The sequence below is a fragment of the Catenovulum sp. SX2 genome, assembly GCF_052056295.1.
Taxonomy (GTDB): domain Bacteria; phylum Pseudomonadota; class Gammaproteobacteria; order Enterobacterales; family Alteromonadaceae; genus Catenovulum.
In genome coordinates, this window is the sequence record NZ_CP182493.1 from 3,667,256 (window position 1) to 3,687,687 (window position 20,432).

15 protein-coding genes are annotated in these 20,432 nt (G+C 40.5%); 3 read left to right on the forward strand and 12 right to left on the reverse strand.

What is annotated here, in order from left to right; all coding sequences use genetic code 11:
* Positions 1–113 precede the first annotated feature (113 nt).
* The 3 genes from ACMZOO_RS15435 to ACMZOO_RS15445 are packed head-to-tail and all read right to left on the reverse strand — an operon-like array spanning position 114 to position 4,515.
* The gene (locus ACMZOO_RS15435; RefSeq protein WP_440904210.1) at positions 114–1,442 is read right to left on the reverse strand and encodes a response regulator; all 1,329 of its coding nucleotides are present in this window, start codon (positions 1,440–1,442) and stop codon (positions 114–116) included.
* Positions 1,443–1,775 carry an Hpt domain-containing protein gene (locus ACMZOO_RS15440; RefSeq protein WP_440904211.1) on the reverse strand — a complete coding sequence of 111 codons (333 nt, stop codon included), beginning with the start codon at positions 1,773–1,775 and terminating at the stop codon, positions 1,443–1,445. It abuts the gene before it with no gap.
* Positions 1,768–4,515 (reverse strand): ATP-binding protein, encoded by a 2,748-nt coding sequence (locus tag ACMZOO_RS15445; protein ID WP_440904212.1) that lies wholly within the window; start codon positions 4,513–4,515, stop codon positions 1,768–1,770. Before ACMZOO_RS15445 ends, ACMZOO_RS15440 begins: the two co-directional genes overlap by 8 nt.
* 251 nt (positions 4,516–4,766) lie before the next feature.
* On the opposite strand from ACMZOO_RS15445, the gene ACMZOO_RS15450 reads away from it, so the two are divergent.
* Positions 4,767–6,503 carry a putative bifunctional diguanylate cyclase/phosphodiesterase gene (locus ACMZOO_RS15450; RefSeq protein WP_440904213.1) on the forward strand — a complete coding sequence of 579 codons (1,737 nt, stop codon included), beginning with the start codon at positions 4,767–4,769 and terminating at the stop codon, positions 6,501–6,503.
* 9 nt (positions 6,504–6,512) lie between these two features.
* The gene (locus ACMZOO_RS15455) at positions 6,513–8,570 is read left to right on the forward strand and encodes an ATP-binding protein (RefSeq protein ID WP_440904214.1); all 2,058 of its coding nucleotides are present in this window, start codon (positions 6,513–6,515) and stop codon (positions 8,568–8,570) included.
* Position 8,571: 1 nt separating this feature from the next.
* Here ACMZOO_RS15455 and gloA read toward each other — a convergent pair whose 3' ends face one another.
* Complete coding sequence (gene gloA, locus ACMZOO_RS15460) at positions 8,572–8,970, reverse strand: lactoylglutathione lyase (protein WP_440904215.1); 399 nt, start codon at positions 8,968–8,970, stop codon at positions 8,572–8,574.
* 509 nt (positions 8,971–9,479) lie between these two features.
* Here gloA and ACMZOO_RS15465 point away from each other — a divergent pair.
* Entirely contained in the window at positions 9,480–11,870 is a 2,391-nt protein-coding gene (locus tag ACMZOO_RS15465) for a TonB-dependent receptor (RefSeq protein ID WP_440904216.1), read from the forward strand.
* A 7-nt stretch (positions 11,871–11,877) separates the two neighbouring features.
* Here ACMZOO_RS15465 and nth read toward each other — a convergent pair whose 3' ends face one another.
* The 8 genes from nth to ACMZOO_RS15505 all read right to left on the reverse strand — a co-directional run bounded on the left by nth (position 11,878) and on the right by ACMZOO_RS15505 (position 20,322).
* Positions 11,878–12,513 carry an endonuclease III gene (gene nth, locus ACMZOO_RS15470; RefSeq protein ID WP_440904217.1) on the reverse strand — a complete coding sequence of 212 codons (636 nt, stop codon included), beginning with the start codon at positions 12,511–12,513 and terminating at the stop codon, positions 11,878–11,880.
* A gap of 5 nt (positions 12,514–12,518) precedes the next feature.
* Positions 12,519–13,220 (reverse strand): electron transport complex subunit E, encoded by a 702-nt coding sequence (locus ACMZOO_RS15475; RefSeq protein WP_440904218.1) that lies wholly within the window; start codon positions 13,218–13,220, stop codon positions 12,519–12,521.
* Positions 13,217–13,840 carry an electron transport complex subunit RsxG gene (gene rsxG, locus ACMZOO_RS15480; RefSeq protein ID WP_440904219.1) on the reverse strand — a complete coding sequence of 208 codons (624 nt, stop codon included), beginning with the start codon at positions 13,838–13,840 and terminating at the stop codon, positions 13,217–13,219. Before rsxG ends, ACMZOO_RS15475 begins: the two co-directional genes overlap by 4 nt.
* A 14-nt stretch (positions 13,841–13,854) precedes the next feature.
* Positions 13,855–14,910 (reverse strand): electron transport complex subunit RsxD, encoded by a 1,056-nt coding sequence (gene rsxD, locus ACMZOO_RS15485; protein WP_440904220.1) that lies wholly within the window; start codon positions 14,908–14,910, stop codon positions 13,855–13,857.
* A complete protein-coding gene (gene rsxC, locus ACMZOO_RS15490) occupies positions 14,910–17,108 on the reverse strand; it encodes an electron transport complex subunit RsxC (RefSeq protein WP_440904221.1) in 2,199 nt (732 codons plus the stop codon). The genes rsxD and rsxC overlap by 1 nt, the downstream gene beginning before the upstream one ends.
* Positions 17,109–17,132: 24 nt before the next feature.
* Positions 17,133–17,696: an electron transport complex subunit RsxB gene (rsxB, locus tag ACMZOO_RS15495; protein WP_440904222.1), complete on the reverse strand. Its 564-nt coding sequence runs from the start codon at positions 17,694–17,696 to the stop codon at positions 17,133–17,135.
* Complete coding sequence (gene rsxA, locus ACMZOO_RS15500) at positions 17,693–18,274, reverse strand: electron transport complex subunit RsxA (RefSeq protein WP_440904223.1); 582 nt, start codon at positions 18,272–18,274, stop codon at positions 17,693–17,695. Before rsxA ends, rsxB begins: the two co-directional genes overlap by 4 nt.
* 128 nt (positions 18,275–18,402) lie before the next feature.
* Positions 18,403–20,322, reverse strand: coding sequence for an EAL domain-containing protein (locus tag ACMZOO_RS15505; protein WP_440904224.1), 1,920 nt, complete (start codon positions 20,320–20,322; stop codon positions 18,403–18,405).
* Between the last annotated feature and the right edge of the window lie 110 nt (positions 20,323–20,432).

Genomic DNA, 20,432 nt, shown 5'->3' on the forward strand with positions numbered 1-20,432 from the left:
TTTTAATTGTTGTGCTTATAGATGCAACAATAAATTACTTTGTGACTAAGGGACAAAAATTGGCTGTACACAGATATTTTTGTTAGGGCAATTTTGAGTATGCGCAGCAGAGGTTAGTTAGTTTGTGCTTCTTTTTTACTGATAGCTTGTTCAACTGCTTGAATTATTTTCTCTTTACTTGAAGGTTTCATAATATAACCATTAATGCCAGATGATACCCATTTCATCACAAGATCTTTATTTTTATTGCCGGTTAAAGCTAAGATAGGTAAATCTTTTTTGCCCATGCGTTTTCTAAATTGTTTGGTGGCGTTTAGTCCGTCTAACCCTGGCATAAATAAATCCATTAGTACTAAATCGAATTTAGTTTTAGTGGAAATCTTAAGCGCCTCCATACCGTTGCTTGCCTCGACAACTTCATATTCAGCGCCAATAAGGATCTTTTTGATCATGTCTCGGTATATATGGTTATCTTCGACAATCAGGATCTTTTTCGGACTGGGTTTAGCTGGCTCTTGCTCTACCGCACCTTCATCACCTAACAAAATACTATCGTCCAACAAAGCTTGTTCGGCCAACAAACGTGCAGCTTCTTCACTTTGTTCTTCAGCTGCTTGCTGAAATAGTTCTTCTGACGGTGGGCTATCGGCTTCTACTTCAAAAGGCCCGTCTGCCTCTTCTGCAGGTATATCTTTAATAAATTTGCATTCAGGAGTAACAGATTTTTTCAGTTGTTCGTTGTGAGAGTAGTTAGTTTTTTTCTGTTTAGTTAAATTTTCAATAAATGCTCTTAAGCTATTGTGCACTTCATTCTCTATCTGAGAAATGAGCGGTGTCAGTACTTGTGTAATGTCCTCTCCATTACTTTGTTGTCCACCATTGTTGATTAATGCGGTACGACAATTTTCTATACTGTTATGAATACTTTGTTGGAAACCATTTGCTTCGTTAATTAATGCGTCGATATCTGCGTCTAACGTATTTATATAACTATCGTTTAATGTCGAAGCTTCTTCTTGGATTGCGAGCATCTTACCTAAGTTGTTTAAGATAGATTTTAAGCGGAATTTCTCGTAAATGGGACGGGAGACAAAATAATCATAAAAACTGCCTTTGGCACATACAGCATAAGCTAATCCTGCTTCTTTGTTACTACATAAAAGTACCACTTGGTGCGGGTGGGTGAGTAACTCGTGTTCTTTGACCAAACTGACATAAAATGCAACGCTTTCTTTCACTGAGTTTAATTCAAGTAGCAGAATTTTGGGTTGAAACTCTTTAATTGCAGTTATGGCTTCCTCACCTTGTTTAAACGCACGAAAGTCTTCCATGTGTTGTGAAGCAATGACAGCAGCACCACTCTCCATATCGACAGAGTGAATCAATAATACTTGTGGATGTCTGCTAGCTAAAGTGCGCTTTGTTGTACTTTTAGCAGTCATTTACATAAACTCCTTTTTTATATCACGAATATCTTGTTGTAATTGAGTGATATGTTGTTTGAGTACTGCTCTTTGTTCTGCCATCGCCGCCTCTTCAATTGCCTGTAAGCGATTAGCACAACGCATTGCTCCGACAGCTTTGGCTGATGTTTTTAAATAGTGTGCAGCTTCTTTTACCGCATGTTTATCGTTTTTATTAAAGGCGGCTGCGATTTCCCGTAAACTTGGCACACATTGTTGTAAAAATTCAGATTTATACTGTTGGATACTTTCAATATCATCACCAATCAAGCCGGTTAATACATTTGGATCATAAACAGGGATTTCACTCATGCCATTTCTCCACTATTGCCTTTAGCTTATGTGTTTCGATGGGTTTAGGTAAAAAGTCGTTCATCCCTGATTCTAGGCATCTTTCTTTGTCACCCGTCATTGCTGCTCCCGTTATTGCAATTATAGGCGTAGACGCTAGCCCTTGCTCAATTTCATATGTCCTAATTTGTTCAGTCATCTTGTACCCATCGATTACAGGCATATGGCAATCCGTTAATATCAGCTTGTAGTCGTTATTTTTAAACAACTCGAATCCAATTTTGCCATTGTGGGCGAGGTCGGCTTTTATGTTTAGTACACTGAGTTGCTTGAGGAGTAACTTTTGATTGAGTGGATTGTCTTCAACTAACAAGATGCTCGCGTTGGCTGGTGATGAAGTTTTTTCCTCTGTTGTATTTAGTTCATTTGGCTCATTGAAGTTTAAATCTATTTTTTCAAACGCATAACGTGTCATAGGATCGCTCGCTATCACTGTTAAATCAGGCCAAATTTGCCACAATGCCGTTCGAAAGTTACGCGGGCAAACGAGTATGATTTGAGTGGATGAAGCTAAGTCGTTATCTTGTTCGATGGCATTTTTTATATGGGTTAAATCTGTGCTTTGGTTGGCTAATATAAGATTTATTTCAGCGTTAGTCGGATTATCAACTATTTCAGCCCCGAGTTGCTCAAGACGTGTTTCCACCCATTGTTGTTGCTTTGGTGTCGCAGATAAATTTTGTAAAAATATTAGTTGGCCAAATAACATAGATATATCTGTTAAGTGGTCTGTTTGCCACAAGGGTAGGCGAATGGTGAACTGTGAATATTCATCAACCTTACTTTCAACTTCAATTTGTCCACCCATCAATTCACATAACCTACCACAAATGGCCAAACCTAAACCTGTACCACCATATTTGCGTGTTGTTGAGGCTTCTGCTTGAGTAAATGGTGAAAACAACTTATCAATTGTTTGAGCTGTCATACCTATGCCATTGTCTTGAACACTAAATACAATGGATTTTTGTTTGCTAACAGACTGATGTTGGTCGACTTTAATACTAATATGTACATGGCCTGGTTTGCTGTCACTGCCACAAAATTTAATGGCATTTGATACAAAATTAATCAATATTTGCCTTAGTCTAACTGGATCTGTGCTAACCCAATCCGGTAAATCATTGTCTTCATCTAAAGTGATGTGAACGTTTTTATTGTCGGCGATCGAAAGAAACATATTAACCACATTATCTACTGTCTCTGAGATAGATACTTGGGTTGACTCGAGTTGCATTTTGCCTGCTTCGATTTTATTCAGGTCTAAAATGTCGTTGAGTATGTCGACTAAGTTTAATGCGGACGTTTTTGCTGTGTGAATTAGGTCTAATTGTTCTGAATTTAATTGAGATCTTTCAACTAAATCGAGCGCACCGATAACACCATTCATTGGTGTGCGAATTTCGTGGCTCATCATTGCAAGAAAGTTTGATTTGGCAATGCTACCAGCCTCAGCTAAATCACGAGCTTTTACCAATTCTTGGGTTCTTTGTTTAACCGTTTTCTCTAGTGCTTCATTCAACTCTTTAATTTTTTGGCTTGCAAGGCGCTCGGTTGAGTTATCATGACAAATACCGTCAATCCTTTTGACATTACCCATAATATCTCGTGTCACATTGCCTTTAATCACGACAAAATGTGTGCCTTGTGGTTCTAAGTCAACTTTTACTTCACAATCAATCGTAGCTTGACCTGCGCTGGCTTTACGCAATTGTTCAATTAATTGTTTTTTATCGTCATTTTGAATGTATTTGAGCAGCTCTGACAATTTTCCTTGGCGTTTTTTATCCAAGTTCATTATTTTCGCAACATTTGCATCCCAGGCCCAAATACCATCAAGGCTAGTTCCAGACCAAACACCAATGCTACTTGCTTCAAGTGCTAATTTTTTAGTATTTTCTGATTCAACAATTGAGTTGAGCATTTCTTTTTGCTCTGTACATTCAAATACACTACCGCACATTCTAAGAGGTAGACCAGTTTCATTTGAGATTGATTCTCCCCTGATTGTGTACCAGCGGTAGTTTTGATTTAAGTCGGCAATGCGGCAATCAAAATGTAGTCGAATTCCATGGTATAAATTGCCTAAAAACATTTGCTCGAATGTGATCATGTCATCAGGATGAATTCGACAAAAGACACCCCGCCAAGTTGAGCTTTTGCTCGTGTGAAGCGATAAAATGTCTTGCGCCGTTTGTGAAAAAAAAACAAATTGGTTATCCAAAATATGTTGGAAACAATCTACTTCATCCATCATTCTAGGTTCTTCAATAAAGCGAATGTCCCAAACGCCAATTTGTGTTGCTTCGGCTGCTATTTGGTAACTATTAGTTAAGTGCGTTGCTATGGCTATAGGCGAAGAAGTAAAACTCACACACAATATGCTTTGGTTGTTTAACTGTGTAGGAAAACAGCTAATATCCCAAACACCACATTTAGGAATTTGCGAAGGTGGTAAAACTGCATGCCGAGTAAATTGCCAACTGGCATGGCGCAGTTTCTCAAAAGTATCTTTACCTAGCAGTTGTGACAGGCTGTTTGTTGAACTACCACTGTTAGTCAGTTTATCTAGACGCGCAATTAGTTTATCCGACCGAATGTCAGGGAGTTCAGAGAGTAAACTGCCGTCTTGTGCAAATAAGAAATTGTAGTTTTCTTGTTGTTCGTAATTCTTACTTGTGGTCAGTGTTGTTTGTGGCATAAAAATAAATCTTAATAAAATCTTCAACTACACTTAGCTATCAAAGCAGAGTATTTCTGCTTAAACAGATTTTTGTATTCCTACACAACTTGTACCCAAAACTATCAGGATGCATTCCAAAAATAAGTGTAGTAGAGATACTTTGCACTGGCAAAAAACTGAATTTTATATATGGAAATTTGCTAATTTGGCGTTTATGCCAAACACTTATACATGCGAATAAACTGAGTGTTGAAAGTTTGGTGTGCCCTATGCGGATATTGTTAGTTAATCATTTTTATCATGATGCCAAATATTTAGCTGAGCAATTGTCATTTGATATCAGTGATATAGCTATCGTAGTGGTGAATGACGGTGAACAAGCTATTAACCATATGAGCCGCACTCATTTTGATATTGTTATCCTACCCTTAGTTTTGCCTGATTTAGATATTTTAACTTTGGTCAACATGACCCAAAATAAACTTGCTGGTGGAACTGCTTTTATTGCGGTCGCCAGTGAAGTGAACGATAGCTTAATCAACAAATGTTTAAGCAAGGGGATTGATGAAATAGTAACTGCGGAGCAATTAAATAAAACCTTGCTATACAAAACTTATGCTAGAACTGTTTCTCGGGTGAGTTTGTATCAAGCGCTCTCCACTAAAGCTCAAGATATTAAGCATGTTTCACGCACCGACAAACTCACGGGATTAAAAAACAGAGACTTTTTCATCTCGTCATTGAGGGCGCTATTGCAAAGAGCGCAGCGTGACCAAGCTAAGGCTAGTTTAATCCTGATTGATGTAGATAACTTTAAATCTTGTAATGACTATTATGGTCATTATGTCGGCGACATGTATTTACAAAAAGTAGCAAAAGAGCTGACGAAAGTTTGCCGAGACGGGGATTTGGTTTGTTATTTTGGCGGTGATGAATTTGCTATATTAGCCAACAATTTAGATAGTGGTTCAGCTTTATACAATTTTGCCAATAGATTGCAGCAGGTATTTTCCGCACCGGTTGAGTGTTTGGGCCATAAGTTAGAATTGGGGGCCAGTATAGGCGTAGCTATGTATCCTGACAGCGCTTTAGATCACAAAGAGTTATTAAAAGCCGCAGAAATTGCCATGTACAAAGCAAAACAGGCAGGTAAAAACAAATTTTATTTTTATTCGAAAGTGCTGCATGAGCAGCTTGAAGAACAGCTAGAAATTGAAAACTCATTGTTGGCTGGGATTAAAAATAGTGAATTTAGATTATTTTATCAGCCGCAGTTGGCTGTCAATCCAGTGCGGATTGTTGGGGCTGAGGCTCTAATTCGCTGGTTTCATCCAAGTTTAGGTGTACTTTCACCTGATAAATTTATTCCTTTTGCTGAATCGTCTGGAAAAATTATCCAATTAGGCCAATGGGTTATGCAACAGGCGTGTAGCCAATTATTAGACTGGCGCTGCCAAGGCGTTGTTTCCGAGGACTTTCGTATGTCTATCAACGTATCGGCAATGCAACTTGCAGATGAAAATTTTACCGAATCGCTTTTCGATTGTTTGCAGCAGTTTGCCTTGCCACCTAAAGTGATTGAGTTGGAAATTGTCGAAAGTGTATTGATACATGACATGGAATCAGTACGCAATACAATCGCAGAATTGGTGGACGCTGGTGTTGGTTTTGCAGTTGATGATTTTGGTACTGGTTATTCGTCACTAGCGTACTTGCGGGACTTACCTGTAACTACCTTGAAAGTTGATCGCTCGTTTGTAATTGGACTTCCCAGCGACGCAAAAGGTTGCAATTTGCTTAAGGCACTTATTTCTATGGCTTCAAGCTTAGAAATGAATGTAGTTGTTGAAGGCGTTGAAACCATTGAACAAGCAACTTTATGTGAAAAATTTAACGCACAAGTGCTGCAAGGTTATTACTTTTCTAAACCTATCGGTGATATAGCTGACTTTGAGCGCTTTTGCCGCCAATTTCAACTGACTAACGAACATAATCAGGCTATTTAGGTAATCCAAATGATGAGCATAGACAATACAGCAAGCATTCGTAGCAAGTTGTATTTAACCCAAACTACATTGTTACTGGTGTGTATTGGCGTTCCGGGTACTGCATTTTTAATCTTATATTTGCAAGAACCTTCAGAAGCGGTTCAGCAGCTTGTAGAACTTGTCTCCTACAGTTTTATTGCCTCTCTTGGTCTTGGTGTGTTGTTGTCTGTTTATATGGTTAAGTTGATTTTACGCCCGCTATATAAGGTTACCCAAGGTGCTGAAAAAATCACTCACGGCCACATAGATCACAAAATTGATCTAAAACGTGACGATGAATTTGGTCGACTTGCTGACACTGTAAATCAGCTTGCGACAGCTTTGATTTCGGCGAATCAATCCCTTGAACAAAAAGTTCACGACAAAACTGCTGAATTAGAAGAGCTTAATTCAAATTTAGAGCAAATGGTTGAAATTCGCACTGAAGAAATGCAACAAGCTATTGAGCAGGCCAAACAGGCGAGTACAGCTAAAAGTGATTTTTTAGCCATGATGAGCCATGAAATTCGCACGCCAATGAATGGTATAGTCGCATCACTTGATTTACTCAAACATACTCAAGTAAATTTTGAGCAAATGGATTTAATTGATACCGCAAAATCTTCTGCATTGAACTTGGTCGCAATACTTAACGATATTTTAGATATTAGTAAAATTGAATCGGGCAAATTTGAACTAGAAAAAACTGAGTTTTTACTTTCCGAAACCTTAGACAGTGTGGTTAAAACTTTTGTCCCCTCGACTATGGAACTCGGACTTATTTTTGAAGTTAGAGAACAAAGTGACATGCCGGATAAAATGATCGGTGATCCAGTCCGTATACGGCAGGTACTGTTTAATATTGTTGGCAACGCAATTAAATTTACCGCTAAACAAAGTGAGCGAGTGGGTAAGGTTGTGGTGGATGTGTCGGTTGAAAACGAAACGGATACAGAATACAAATTAGCGATAACAGTGAAAGACAACGGTATAGGAATACACAAAGATGTACAAGCCAAACTATTCCAGCCGTTTAAACAGGCAGAAAAATCAACTAGCCGTAAGTTTGGTGGCACAGGTCTTGGTTTAGCAATTTGTAAAAAGCTAGTTGAAATGATGCAAGGGGGCATCTCTTTAACCTCTGAAGAAGGTCAGGGCACTGAGTTTTGTATCCACTTAACTTTAGGCAAAATTGCAGTGCTTGAGGAAGATTTACCACCATTATTTGCTCGAGAGCTACATTTTATTGAATGCAATCCTTACTTAAAAAAATTAACCGGTCGTCTAGTTGACTATGCTGAAAGCGAAGGTGGAGAGGCTTATTGCCATGACTGGCAAGAGTTATCGACCTCTGGTCAAATGCAATCCTTGTCGGGTTCAATTATTCTGATGCTTGGTGAAATAGAACCGCATATTGACGTTTTACACATGTTCGAAACACTTGATATTCCTGATGGCAATAAAATGGTCGCAGTGGAACGCAATGAACTTGAGCAACTACGTACTTTGTACCCCCAAATGCCAGCTTTACCTATTAAACCGCTGACAAAGTTTCAATTTATTAAACATGTTATGGCCGATGATGTAGTAGTTTTGCAGCAAGAAACAAGCATGCAAGAAGTGTATTTACAAACGGCCAATCAAAATGTTGAATCTGAAACTAATTTGGGCTGTGAAGATGTTTTGCTGGTGGAAGATAATCCACTGAATCAAAAATTAATAAAAAAGCAGCTAAAAGTATTAGGTGTTGATCCTGCTGTCGCCAATGACGGTTACGAAGGGCTACAAGCTTTTAAAAACCATTCATATAAATTGGTTATTACCGATTGCCATATGCCTAATTTAAGCGGCTACGATATGGTGCATTTAATTCGTCAATACGAAACCGAGCAAGGATTAATACCTACACCTATTGTTGCACTGACGGGGGCGGCAATGGCGGGCGATAAAGAAAAGTGTTTAAAAGTCGGTATGAATGACTTTTTGTCTAAGCCGGTGCAAACAGATGAATTAAAGAGAGTTGTGCACCAGCATTTAGCACAATAATTTATAATGCGTTGTCAGATTTTTTCTGAATGAGCTCCAAAGCATAATTATCTGGATCTCTAACAAAAGCAATTTCTGTGGTTCCACCTTTTACTGGCCCTGGCTCACGTGAAATTGTTCCACCCGCTTGACGAATTTTTTCACAAGCTTGATACACATCATCCACTTCTATTGCTATATGCCCATAAGCTGTACCTAAATCGTATTCGCTGACACCCCAGTTGTAGGTTAATTCAATCACAGCTTGTTCTGATTCGTCAGCGTAGCCTAAAAAGGCTAGGGTGTATTTGTATTCAGCATTGTCGTGTTTGCGCAACAACTGCATACCCATGACTTGGGTATAAAATTGGATTGATCTGTCTAAGTCGCCAACACGTAGCATGGTATGAAGAATACGCATAAGTTGTTGTCCTTGTATCTATTATTGTCTGTTAGATTTTCATTATAGAGCTAAATCAATATAAATAGCGATAATCAGCTGGAGATAAAAGCCATTTAGGCAAGGCAAGTTGGCACAGGCATAGTGGTTCTATATCAAGCCAACTTAACGCAGAATAAATGGCTTTTAGCCCAGCCTTTCAGGAGCCCCACAGACAGCCCACTTCTGTGTTGTATCATTTTGAAAGGTGCCTACATTCCTGCAATGATACGCCTTGAATTGAACTGTCTGTGATGGCTCTGATACTCGCAATTTATATTGATTTAGCTCTACATCAACCTAAGCTTAGTGTAACTGTCAGTCTTCAATTGTTGTTTGCTGCAAACTTTATGTCTAGGTGAATTTCTATTCTCACTAGCTTTACTACCCGGATGATAAATGCCGTCTATTATTGAACGAGAGTAAGATGAACAAACAATTAAAACCGTCTTCCAGAATGCAGGTTAGATTAACTATAGAGGGATAAAACTATGAGCCCGCTACGCAAAATATCTTGGGTTGCACTTTGTACACGGCTATTTGGCTGGCCATTTTTGGCTTTATCATTTTGTGTAAGCGCAGCAGAATCGCCCGGTGCACTCACTATTATAGTTAAAGACCAATATACAGATCGCCCGCTTTCAGACGTGCAGATCATACTCAAAGAACGAGAAACAGCTTCAAGCCAAACTATAGAAAGCAACGAGCAAGGGAGGATTGTTATCGAACAGCTCGACCCTGGTCTTTATTCTTTGAACTTATCCAAAGATGGTTTTGCTTCGCTATATGAGCCGAGTGTACGAGTCGTTACACGCAAAAATATCAAACTAGAATTTGAACTTAAACAGCAAGCTATTGAGGTTGTGGTGGTCCGAGGCCAGCAAGCGAATGCATTAGCTTCTAGCACTTATCTCGATAGAGAAGCATTGCGCGGATCTGTTGGTGGCGGCGCAGATCCGCTACTCTCATTAGATGGGCTGCCAGGCTTGGCTTCAGCAAGTGAATTTGCCAGTTTTAGCGTGCGCGGCCGCGGTCCAAGAGATAATTTGATTTTTGTCGATGACTTTCCCTTTGATAAAGCTGTGCACTTTGATGCAACCCTAGGTGAAGAGGAAGATGTTGGTGGTGGTGGCCGTTTCTCAATTTTTGCCCCAAATGTGATTAGCGGTGCAGATTTCTCACCCGGCGGTTGGGGACCTGCTTATGGTGGCCGTGCCGCATCTTTACTCAAACTTGAAGTCGCCGATGGTAATCCCAGTCCGTCAGCAAGTTTTCGCTACGATCTTGCTGGTTACGAACTGGGTTACGATGGGCCAGCTGGTTTGTCAAAAGATGCCACTATGCTGCTTTCTGCTCGGCGATTAGATTTTGGCGCATTGTTTGAAACCATTGAAGAATTAGATATAGGTGAGCCGGTGTTAAGAGACGTCATTGTTAAGTCTGTTATACCAATTAATCAGCAGCATACATTTGAAATTTTGTTGATGGACACACACGAAGACTACACTCGTGGTGTCACACACGTTTTTGCCTCACCAAATTTTGAAGATGCAGCGTTGCAAGATTCTGAACAAGATAGTGACTTATATGGTTTGACGCTGCGCTCATTGATAGGTGAACAAGCTGTTTGGAACAATAAAGTTTACTACCGCAAAAGTGACAAACTCAGCTCAGAAGGTGAAGCATTTCCTGATCAAGTACCGGCAGGATCGCCTGCATCGAGTTTTCCTGTGCGAGAGAATATTATTACTATAGGTGAAAAAGAAACAGAGTTTGGCTGGCGCAGCGACTTTGAAACTCGAAACCAATGGGGGATGTTCAGTGCTGGAGTGCGGGTAACACAAGTTGCACTAGATTACACCACAGTGTTAGATGGTGATTGGAATCGATTTGTCTACGATGAAGACGATTTTCGACCTGATCCTGAGCAGCGTTTTATTGTATTGACGCCAGAGAATATAAACTCTTCTGTCCATCAAAAAGAAACCAACTATGCTGGTTATATAGATCAAATTTTTGAATTTGCTGATTGGGATTTTACTTCTGGCTTTAGGGTTGAGCGTGACGGTTTTGCCGACGAAAGTTTCGTTTCGCCAAGATTCAGTGTCAACTGGCAACCGAGCAAATCGGTTAGATACTTTGCAACAGCTGGACTTTTTCATCAGTCCCCTAGGTATTTAGAGCTGGCGGCGAATGAGGAAAACGACCTGAAAACCGAAAAAATCACCCATAGCAGTATTGGTTTTAAGTATTTCCCGACGAACGATTGGTCTGTGTTAACTGAGGCTTATTATCAGAGTCTCGACAGATTGGTGGTAGATTTGGATAGAGCAAGCGGCACTTTTGCCAACATAGGTGATGGCTCCTCGTATGGCGTTGATATTGTGGTTAACGGCACTATTTTCGAAGGCCTTTACGCTAGTGCAACATACTCGTACAACGATGCAGTAGTTGACCGCAACGACGGTCGTGGTGATGTAGCTGCTGAATTTAGTCGTGAGCATGTCGCAACTGTCGGCCTAACTTGGGAAATCAACGATAATTGGAAGTTAGCCGGTCGCTACAAATATCTTTCTGGTAGACCAGACGATGAGTTTATTATTCACGAAGATGTGTTGGGACAAGGACAACCGCTACGTTACTCGAAAGAGATCATTGAGCGCAATGTTGGTCGCAAAAGTGGTTCTGGGTTGTTGAATGTTCGTATTGACTACCGCAGAGCCTTTGGTGCTATAGATTTAACCGCTTTTCTTGATGTTATAAACGTCACGGCAGCATCATCAAGTGACGATAGCGAATTTGACTACCGCCGCGGTGTGATAGTGAAAGACGACAGCGAAGCTGAGCCGCTTATTGGCTTGCGACTAGACTATGCGTGGTAAGAGCCGTCTAGTATTCAGTTTTCTCTTTAAATTCGCACAAATCTTCAATAATACATGAACCGCAGCGAGGTTTACGCGCAACACAGGTGTAGCGGCCGTGTAATATTAACCAATGGTGCACATCAACTTTAAATTCTTTTGGCACCACTTTAAGCAGTTTTTGCTCGACCAAATCAACATTTTTGCCCATAGCAAATTTAGTCCGGTTAGACACACGAAATATATGCGTATCCACGGCTATGGTCGGCCAGCCGAAGGCTGTATTGAGCACTACGTTAGCGGTTTTTCTGCCAACACCGGGTAGGGCTTCAAGTGCATCTCTGTCTTCTGGCACTTGGCTGTTGTGTTTTTCTACCAGCATTTTGCAGGCTTTCATGACATTTTCAGCTTTGCTGTTATATAAGCCAATGGTTTTAATATAACTTTTTAGTCCATCTAAGCCTAGTTCGATGATTTTTTCTGGTGTGTTAGCAACCGGAAATAGCTTACGAGTTGCTTTGTTTACACCCACATCAGTTGCTTGCGCTGACAAAGTGACGGCGACCAAGAGTTCAAATGGCGTAGAGAACTCTAACTCAGTGGTTGGATGCGGGTTGGCATCTCGTAGCCTTGTCAGTATTTCTAAACGTTTTTCTTTATTCATAAGGATTAAGCCGACTCTGTAGTTACTCTGGCTCTTTCTATGGTTTGTTTGGTTTTTTCGCCAATCACTAGTTTTTCTATGCGTTTGTCATATTTGTTTTTCAGCGCTATGAGTAAACCCATTATAATAAAAGCACCTGGCGGCAGTATAGCGAGCAAAAAGTTTTGTTCTGGGGAGAATAAGACTAAGTGCCAGTTGCTAGCAGCTTCACCAAATATTTGCTCTGCACCTTGCAATAAAGTGCCATTGCCAAGCACTTCGCGTATCGCACCTAATGCTAACAATACCACTAGGAAACCACTGCCCATCATTAAACCGTCGTAGGCTGCAAATGGTACTGAGTTTTTTGAAGCGAATGCTTCAGCTCGGCCAATAATCGCACAGTTTGTCACTATAAGCGGGATAAAAATACCTAAGGTTTGGTAGAGCTCATAAGTATAGGCATTCATCAGTAATTGCACTATAGTCACAAGCGATGCAATAACCATAACAAACACTGGAATACGGATTTCATTTGGGATCCAGTTGCGCACAATTGATACGGTAATATTTGAGCCTATCAGCACAAATAAGGTCGCTAAACCTAAGCCTAATGCATTAACTACTGTATTGGTTACGGCTAACAGCGGGCACAAACCTAACATTTGGACTAATGCTGGGTTATTTTTCCATAAACCTTGCCAGCTTATTTCTTGATATTGGTTCATTGCTTCTCTCCACAAGTTTGGCCTTGAGCAAATAAGTTTTGCTCTTGCGCCCATACTAGGGTGTTTTTCACCGCACCTACAACGGCTCTTGGGGTTATGGTTGCGCCAGTGAATGCGTCAAACATGCCACCGTCATTTCTCACAGCCCAATTTTTTTGATTGTCCTCGGTTACACTAAGGCCAGCAAAATAGGTGATCCAATTAGATTTTTTTATCTCTATTTTATCACCTAACCCAGGTGTTTCTGTGTGTTTAACTGTTCTAACACCTAAAATTTTCTGCTCAGTGTCGATTGCAACCAACAAGTCTATTCGGCCATTGTAACCGTTTGGTGCGATTGATTCTAAAACAACAGCTACTGGTTGGTCGTCAAATCTAGCTCTAAAAACACGTATGTTTTCGCCATTAACATCTTGTTTCACAATACAGTCTTGCGCAATTGCATTATTGTACATATCCGCAGGCACAAGCTGATTAATGGTCTGCTGAATCGCATTTTCTTGTGCTTGGGCTATGGTATCTTTGGTTAACAAATGGGTGAGCGCAACTAAGCCTGTAGTGACCAAAGCAAATGCAGCTAAAATGAAACTGGTTTTACTGATAGGGTGAATATTTAACATTTAATTTCACTCCATTATCTTGTTGTATGACCATACACTCTAGGTTTAGTGTAGTAGTCAATTAAAGGAACACACATATTGGCGAGCAACACGGCAAAAGCAATGGCATCTGGGTAACCTCCATATTGGCGAATGAAAAATACTAATAAGCCAACAAGTACAGCAAAAATAATTTTGCCTCTAGGTGTGGTCGATGCTGATACAGGGTCAGTTAAGATAAAAAATGCGCCGAACATAGTTGCACCAGATAACAAATGCAAACTTGCAGTGGCTGCACCATCTGGGCTAGCAACATGACAGATCCAGCTAAAGATAAATAATGAGGTTAAGAAGGCAACCGGAATTCGCCAATTGATAACTTTTAAAAATATTAATATTAGCCCGCCACACAGATACGCGACATTGACCGCTGTCCAGCCGATACCAAGTTGTTCTGAAAACACTTTTATTTGGCTCAGCTCTGAGAAGGTCTGTTGGTTGCTCAAGCCAGTTTTTACTGTATCTAACGGGGTCGCCATGGTAAAACCATCTAGATCGACCCTTAACTGCGCAAGCGAGTAACCAGTTTCACTATAGCCGGTAAAAATTAACATCAGAGTATCAACAAAGCTGATGTCGTATTCGACTAAAGTTAACGGCGGTAGCCATAAAGTCATTGATAACGGGAATGAAACTAACAATACAACATAACCCGCCATAGCTGGGTTAAAGATGTTTTGGCCTAAACCGCCATAAACTTGTTTGGCAATGACAATAGCAAATAAGCTACCTATAACTGCAATCCACCAAGGGGCGAGAGGCGGTAAACTAATACCCAATAATAAGCCAGTTAACAATGCGCTGTTGTCTTTAAGTCTTTTTACAACAGGGTAGTTTCTTTGTTGTAAACATAAAGCTTCTGCAGCGATTGCAGTTGTTATCGCAAGCAAAATTTGAATTAAGCTGCCATAACCAAAGTACCACACTTGAGTGAGTATACCTGGCACACAAGCCAGTGCGACCAGCATCATCACCCTTGAGGTTTTATTTTTTACATGATTATGTGGTGAACTGGCGACTCGAAAACTCATTATTGATCTTCTCCAAGTTGTTTTCTTTTTGCTTTCGCTTTAGCAATTGCCGCTTTAATCCGGGCATCTTTATCTGATTGTTCGTTTGCTGGAGGGCTCGATGTCTCAGTTTGTTCTGTTGACTCTTGAGCTAACTTTTCCGCTGCTTCTGCCGCTTTGCGTGCTTTGGCGCGTTCAATTGCAGCTCTGGCTTTTGCTTTAGCGTCGTTTTCAGCTGGTGGTGCTTCTGCTTGCTTAGCACTTGCTGTTTGCTCTGTATCCGCAGTCTGTGCTTTTTCTGCTGCTTGCGCCGCTTTACGCGCTTTGGCTCTTTCTATTGCTGCTTTGGCTTTTGCTTTAGCGTCGTTTTCAGCAGGTATTGCGACTTCTGCCTGCTCGGGACTTGCTGTTGTTTTTGCATCCGCAGTTTGTGCTTTTTCTGCTGCTTGCGCCGCTTTGCGTGCTTTAGCGCGTTCAATTGCAGCTTTGGCTTTTGCTTTAGCATCGTTTTCAGCAGGTGCTTCTGCTTGCTCGGCACTTGCTGTTTGTTGTATATCAGCCGTTTGTGCTTTTTCTACTGCTTGCGCCGCTTTACGTGCTTTGGCTCTTTCTATTGCAGCTTGTGCGGCTGACTTAGTGTCATTTTTGCTGTTGTCGGCGTTTGAATTGCCGCTAGAAGCAGCTTGTTGTTTTTTCGCTTGCACACGAGCAAGCGCTTCAGCAACTTTGTCTTTCGCGCCTTGATCTTTTTCCATCGCTGCTTTACGTGCTTCGGCTGCTTGTTTATGTTTATCTAGTCTTGCTTGTTTTTCTTTTTCTAAGCGCTCGTTACGTGCATTAAAACGTTCTTTGGCTTTTTCGGCTTTTTCATGCTCTATACGTTCGGCTTTAATCTCAGCTTTGGCAATACGATAATATTGCACCAAGGGGATTTCGCTTGGGCATACATACGCACAAGCACCACATTCTATGCAGTCGGCTAATTTATACTCTTGCGCTTTGTCGTATTCTTTTGCTTTGGTATGCCAATACAATTGTTGAGGTAACAAATTGGCAGGGCAAGCATCAACACAATAACCGCAGCGAATACAGTTTTGTTCTTCTTCAGGTAAAGGCAGTTCTTGCTTGCTTGGCGCGAGGATGCAGTTGGTTATTTTGCTCACCGGCACTTGTTTGTTCGGGATGTTAAAACCCATCATAGGGCCACCCATAATCAAATGTTCGGGCTTTGCTGCTTGGTAACCTGTTTGCGCTAAGATAAATTCAACTGGTGTGCCTAATTTAACCCAGTAGTTACCAGGTTGGCTCACCTGTTCTCCGGTTACGGTAACAACTCGTTCAACCAAAGGTTCACCGTGCACAATTGCTTTATATGCAGCGTAAGCCGTACCAACGTTTTGGGTGACAACGCCTATGTCAGACGGAATGCCACCACTGGGTACTTCTTTGCCAGTGATCACTTGAATCAGCTGTTTTTCACCGCCTGCAGGGTATTTAGTTGGTATAGCCCGAACAATAAACTGGGTTTTGCCTTCGCAAGCTTGTTCCATTGCAGCAATCGCAGCTGGTTTATTGTTTTCAATCGCAATAACAACCATTTTAGGTTTGAGCAAATGGGTGAATATTTCAATGCCACAAATAATTTCTGCGGCATGTTCTTGCATTAACCTATCGTCTGCCGTGATGTAGGGTTCGCACTCAACACCGTTAATGATTAATACATCTACAGGTTGCGAGTTATTATGTTTCACATAGGTTGGAAAGGCTGCACCACCTAAACCTGCTATGCCAGCAGCTTTAAGTTTATCGACGATTTCTACTTTAGATAACTCGTGGTAATTGGCGACGGGTTGTTTATCAATCCAATTGTCTAAACCATCTGTTTGGATAACAACTGTTTCAGCTTCTAAACCTGAAGCATGTGCAATTGGGTGTGATTTTATTTCGACAACTTCACCAGAAGATGGTGCATGCACTGGCAATTCCATTGGCCCTTGCACTTGGCTTAATGCTTGACCTGCTTTGACCTTGTCGCCAACTTTAACCAACAAGTGCGCGGGCTGGCCTATATGTTGTTTAACCGTAACATAGAGTTTTTCAGGTAAGGCTAAGTTGCTAATTGTTTGATAGTTGGATAACTCTTTTCGTTCTGGTGGGTGAACGCCGCCAGGAAAGTCCCATAAATAACCTGATTTAATTTTTTCAATTAAGGATTCCACGAATACTCCAACTAACGTTACGTGTTATAAGGTTTTTACTGGGATAGAGTGCATTTTCCATCGCCATGTTTCGGGTTTAGTTTCAATCGGTAACATGTCAATACAATCTACGGGGCAGGGTTCAACACATAAATCGCAGCCAGTGCATTCGTCAACAATGACAGTGTGCATATGTTTGGCAGCACCGACTATTGCATCTACAGGACACGCTTGAATACATTTGGTACAGCCAATACATTCGTCTTCACGTATATAGGCGACTTTTTTTACTGGCTCTTGTTGAGCTGTGTCTTCGCTGCCAACTAAAGGTTTAACCTCAACACCCATCATATCGGCTAACTTTTTGATTGTGGCGTCGCCGCCTGGAGGACATTTGTTGATATCGTCGCCATTAGCAATGGCTTCAGCGTAAGGCCTACAACCAGGGTAACCACATTGACCACATTGAGTTTGTGGCAAAACTTCGTCAATTTGTTCAACTAACGGGTCACTTTCAACTTTAAAACGGATTTGTGCATAACCTAACAAAGCACCAAAAATAATCGCCAGCACACCAATAGCAATCAGGGCATAAATTAAAATACTCACAGCTTAATTAACCCTGTAAATCCTAAAAATGCTAACGACATTAAACCCGCAGTGATCATCGCAATGGCAGAACCTTTAAAGGTTACTGGAATATCTGCGGCCGCAATGCGTTCACGCATGGCTGAAAATAACACTAAGACTAGCGAAAAACCTATTGCAGCGGCAAAACCATAAACGGCGGATTGCATTAAATTATGTCTTTCATTGAGGTTTAGCAGTGCCACCCCTAATACAGCACAGTTAGTGGTAATGAGAGGCAAAAATATACCTAATAATCTGTAGAGAGCTGGGCTGGTTTTTTGTACCACCATTTCAGTGAACTGCACGACAACTGCAATCACTAAGATAAATGCTAAGGTGCGTAAAAAAGTAATATCTAACGGTTGCAGTATGTATTGTTCAATTAAATAACTGGCAACTGAAGCTAAAGTTAAAACAAAAGTTGTTGCCATTGACATACCAATAGCCGTTTCAACCTTGCTAGAAACACCCATAAAAGGGCACAAGCCAAGAAATTTAACCAGGACAAAATTATTTACCAATACGGTAGCAACAAATAATAGTAGATATTCAGTCATAACCTTCAGGAAGTGTTTGTTTTTGGCAGTCTGCCAAATTAAGCGCGTATTATCGTTATTTGTGCGGCAATTAACAACTTGTGTTGCGCAAGGTTTTTAAATTAATTGACGAATTATAGCTAGTTTGATTATAACTCACTTGGTTTGCCGATGAAGTAACCTTGAGTACCATCAATAAAAATTTGTTCTAGTGCATGTTTTTCTTCTTGGGTTTCGACACTTTCTGCCAGTACCGAGATACCAAGACGGTGGGCTAGGTCGACAATTACGCGCAAGAAATATTGATTATTTTTATCCTCATCAATGTTTCTGCTGTAACTGCCATCCACTTTAATAAAGTCAGGTTTAATATCGCGGAAAAATTTAAACGATGTAAAACCAACACCAAATCTTTCAACGGTTAAACGTGCGCCGGTGCGGTGTAGCATTGAGATAAAGCGTTGTGACGCTTGTATGTTTTGCTGTAGACCAAATTCGGATATTTCGAATACAAGTTTGGCACTGATCATTGAATCGCGTAATAATCTGCGTTCTAACCAGACACAAAATTGTTCATCGTGCGCCGAGCGAGCGGTTAGGTTGATCGCAAAAAACTGATTGTTTAAGTTTTTGTTTTGCACAGTTTTAATGGTTGCATCGACAACTAACTTATCAATCTCGATAATTTTATCCATTTTTTCTGCCATAGCGACAAAAGAGGCCGTTGGCAACACATCACCATGCACGTTGACAAATCGAGCGAGTATTTCTGAATACACTTTAGCGGTTTTATTCGCTGGCTGTATCGGTTGGTAATAGAGTTTAACTTGCTGTTTTTCGATAACTTCGTCGATAACAGATTTCCAGTTTTGATTACCATATTTGGCACTGACACTATTTAATATCGACTTATCATTTTGAATATGCCAGCCGTTTGTTTGTTTGGTGAGCGCTATGCTAATACCTGTGTCGGCTAAGGCTAACAGCTCACCCATAGAGTCGCCAGCTTGATAGGGCACTATGCCACTATAACCTATGCTGTTAGTTTCTAACACTTGTTGTAATTCGGTAAAACGGCCAAATAAGTTCTGGGCAAAATTCTGTGCTTCTTTAATGGTTACATTTGGAATTAATAACGCAAAATCAGAACCATTAATTCGATAAAGACGTGCATTTTTATAATTGTTGGCAACGCGTTGAATATTTTGCGCGACATCACATACATATTGGTCACCAGCTTCATAACCTCGATTTTGGTTGAGCTGTTGTAGTTCTGATGCGCGGGTAATAGTTAAAACACCAAAATTTTCTTCTTCTTTGTCGGATAACAGGTTTTCTAAATCTTCGACGAAACTAAGTCGGTTACCCAAACCGGTTAATTCATCTTGAGTCGCTTCATTGCGATAGCTTTCGGCAGATTGTTGCCAATGATCAATTTGCCCTTTTAACTGTGAGCGTAAGTCATTTACTTTATTTGCCAGCTCTTTAAATTCATTTGGTAATAGATGAGCGGAAATTTTCTCTGGTTCATTGCCTTGGGTGCGGTTGAAAGAGCGCACTATGTGGTGAACAGAGCGAACAATAATTCGATTAAGCACACTACGACTAATAATGGCGTTGATTAAGGTCAGAATTAAAAACAACACTGCCAAGCTATAAATTAGCTTATCGATTAATTGATATTGAGCTTTGCTCGACAGCACAAAACTAATACGAATATCAGCGAGTTGGTTGGCATAAGTTTGCGCTTCAATTTTAGCGCCCATTAACGACGCTATACGCTCAGATAAGATTAAATCGCTTTGGTTCGATTCATACATATGCTCAACTTCACCGCTGAGGCGTTCAACTTTAAGCCATTGATAATCGAAACTGGTTTTTAAATTTTTAACCAATTGTTTGGGAGTATTTTTGTCGAACTCAAATAGACGATTTAGCTGAGCAACGTGGTCTAGCTGTTTTTGCTGTAGGTAACTTTGATAAACACCACAGAGTGTGAATGCACTGCAGCTGGTTAAAATAAGTAGAAAAATTAGGTTTTGAATAATAATCCGTTGAAATATATTCATTAAACTCGATACTCCATCACACGTTTATAGTTATGAGGTCAGTCCCTGTGATATGGAAATGGTATCTGTAGAATGCTTTTAACGCAACTGTAATCTTGTTTGGAAACTAT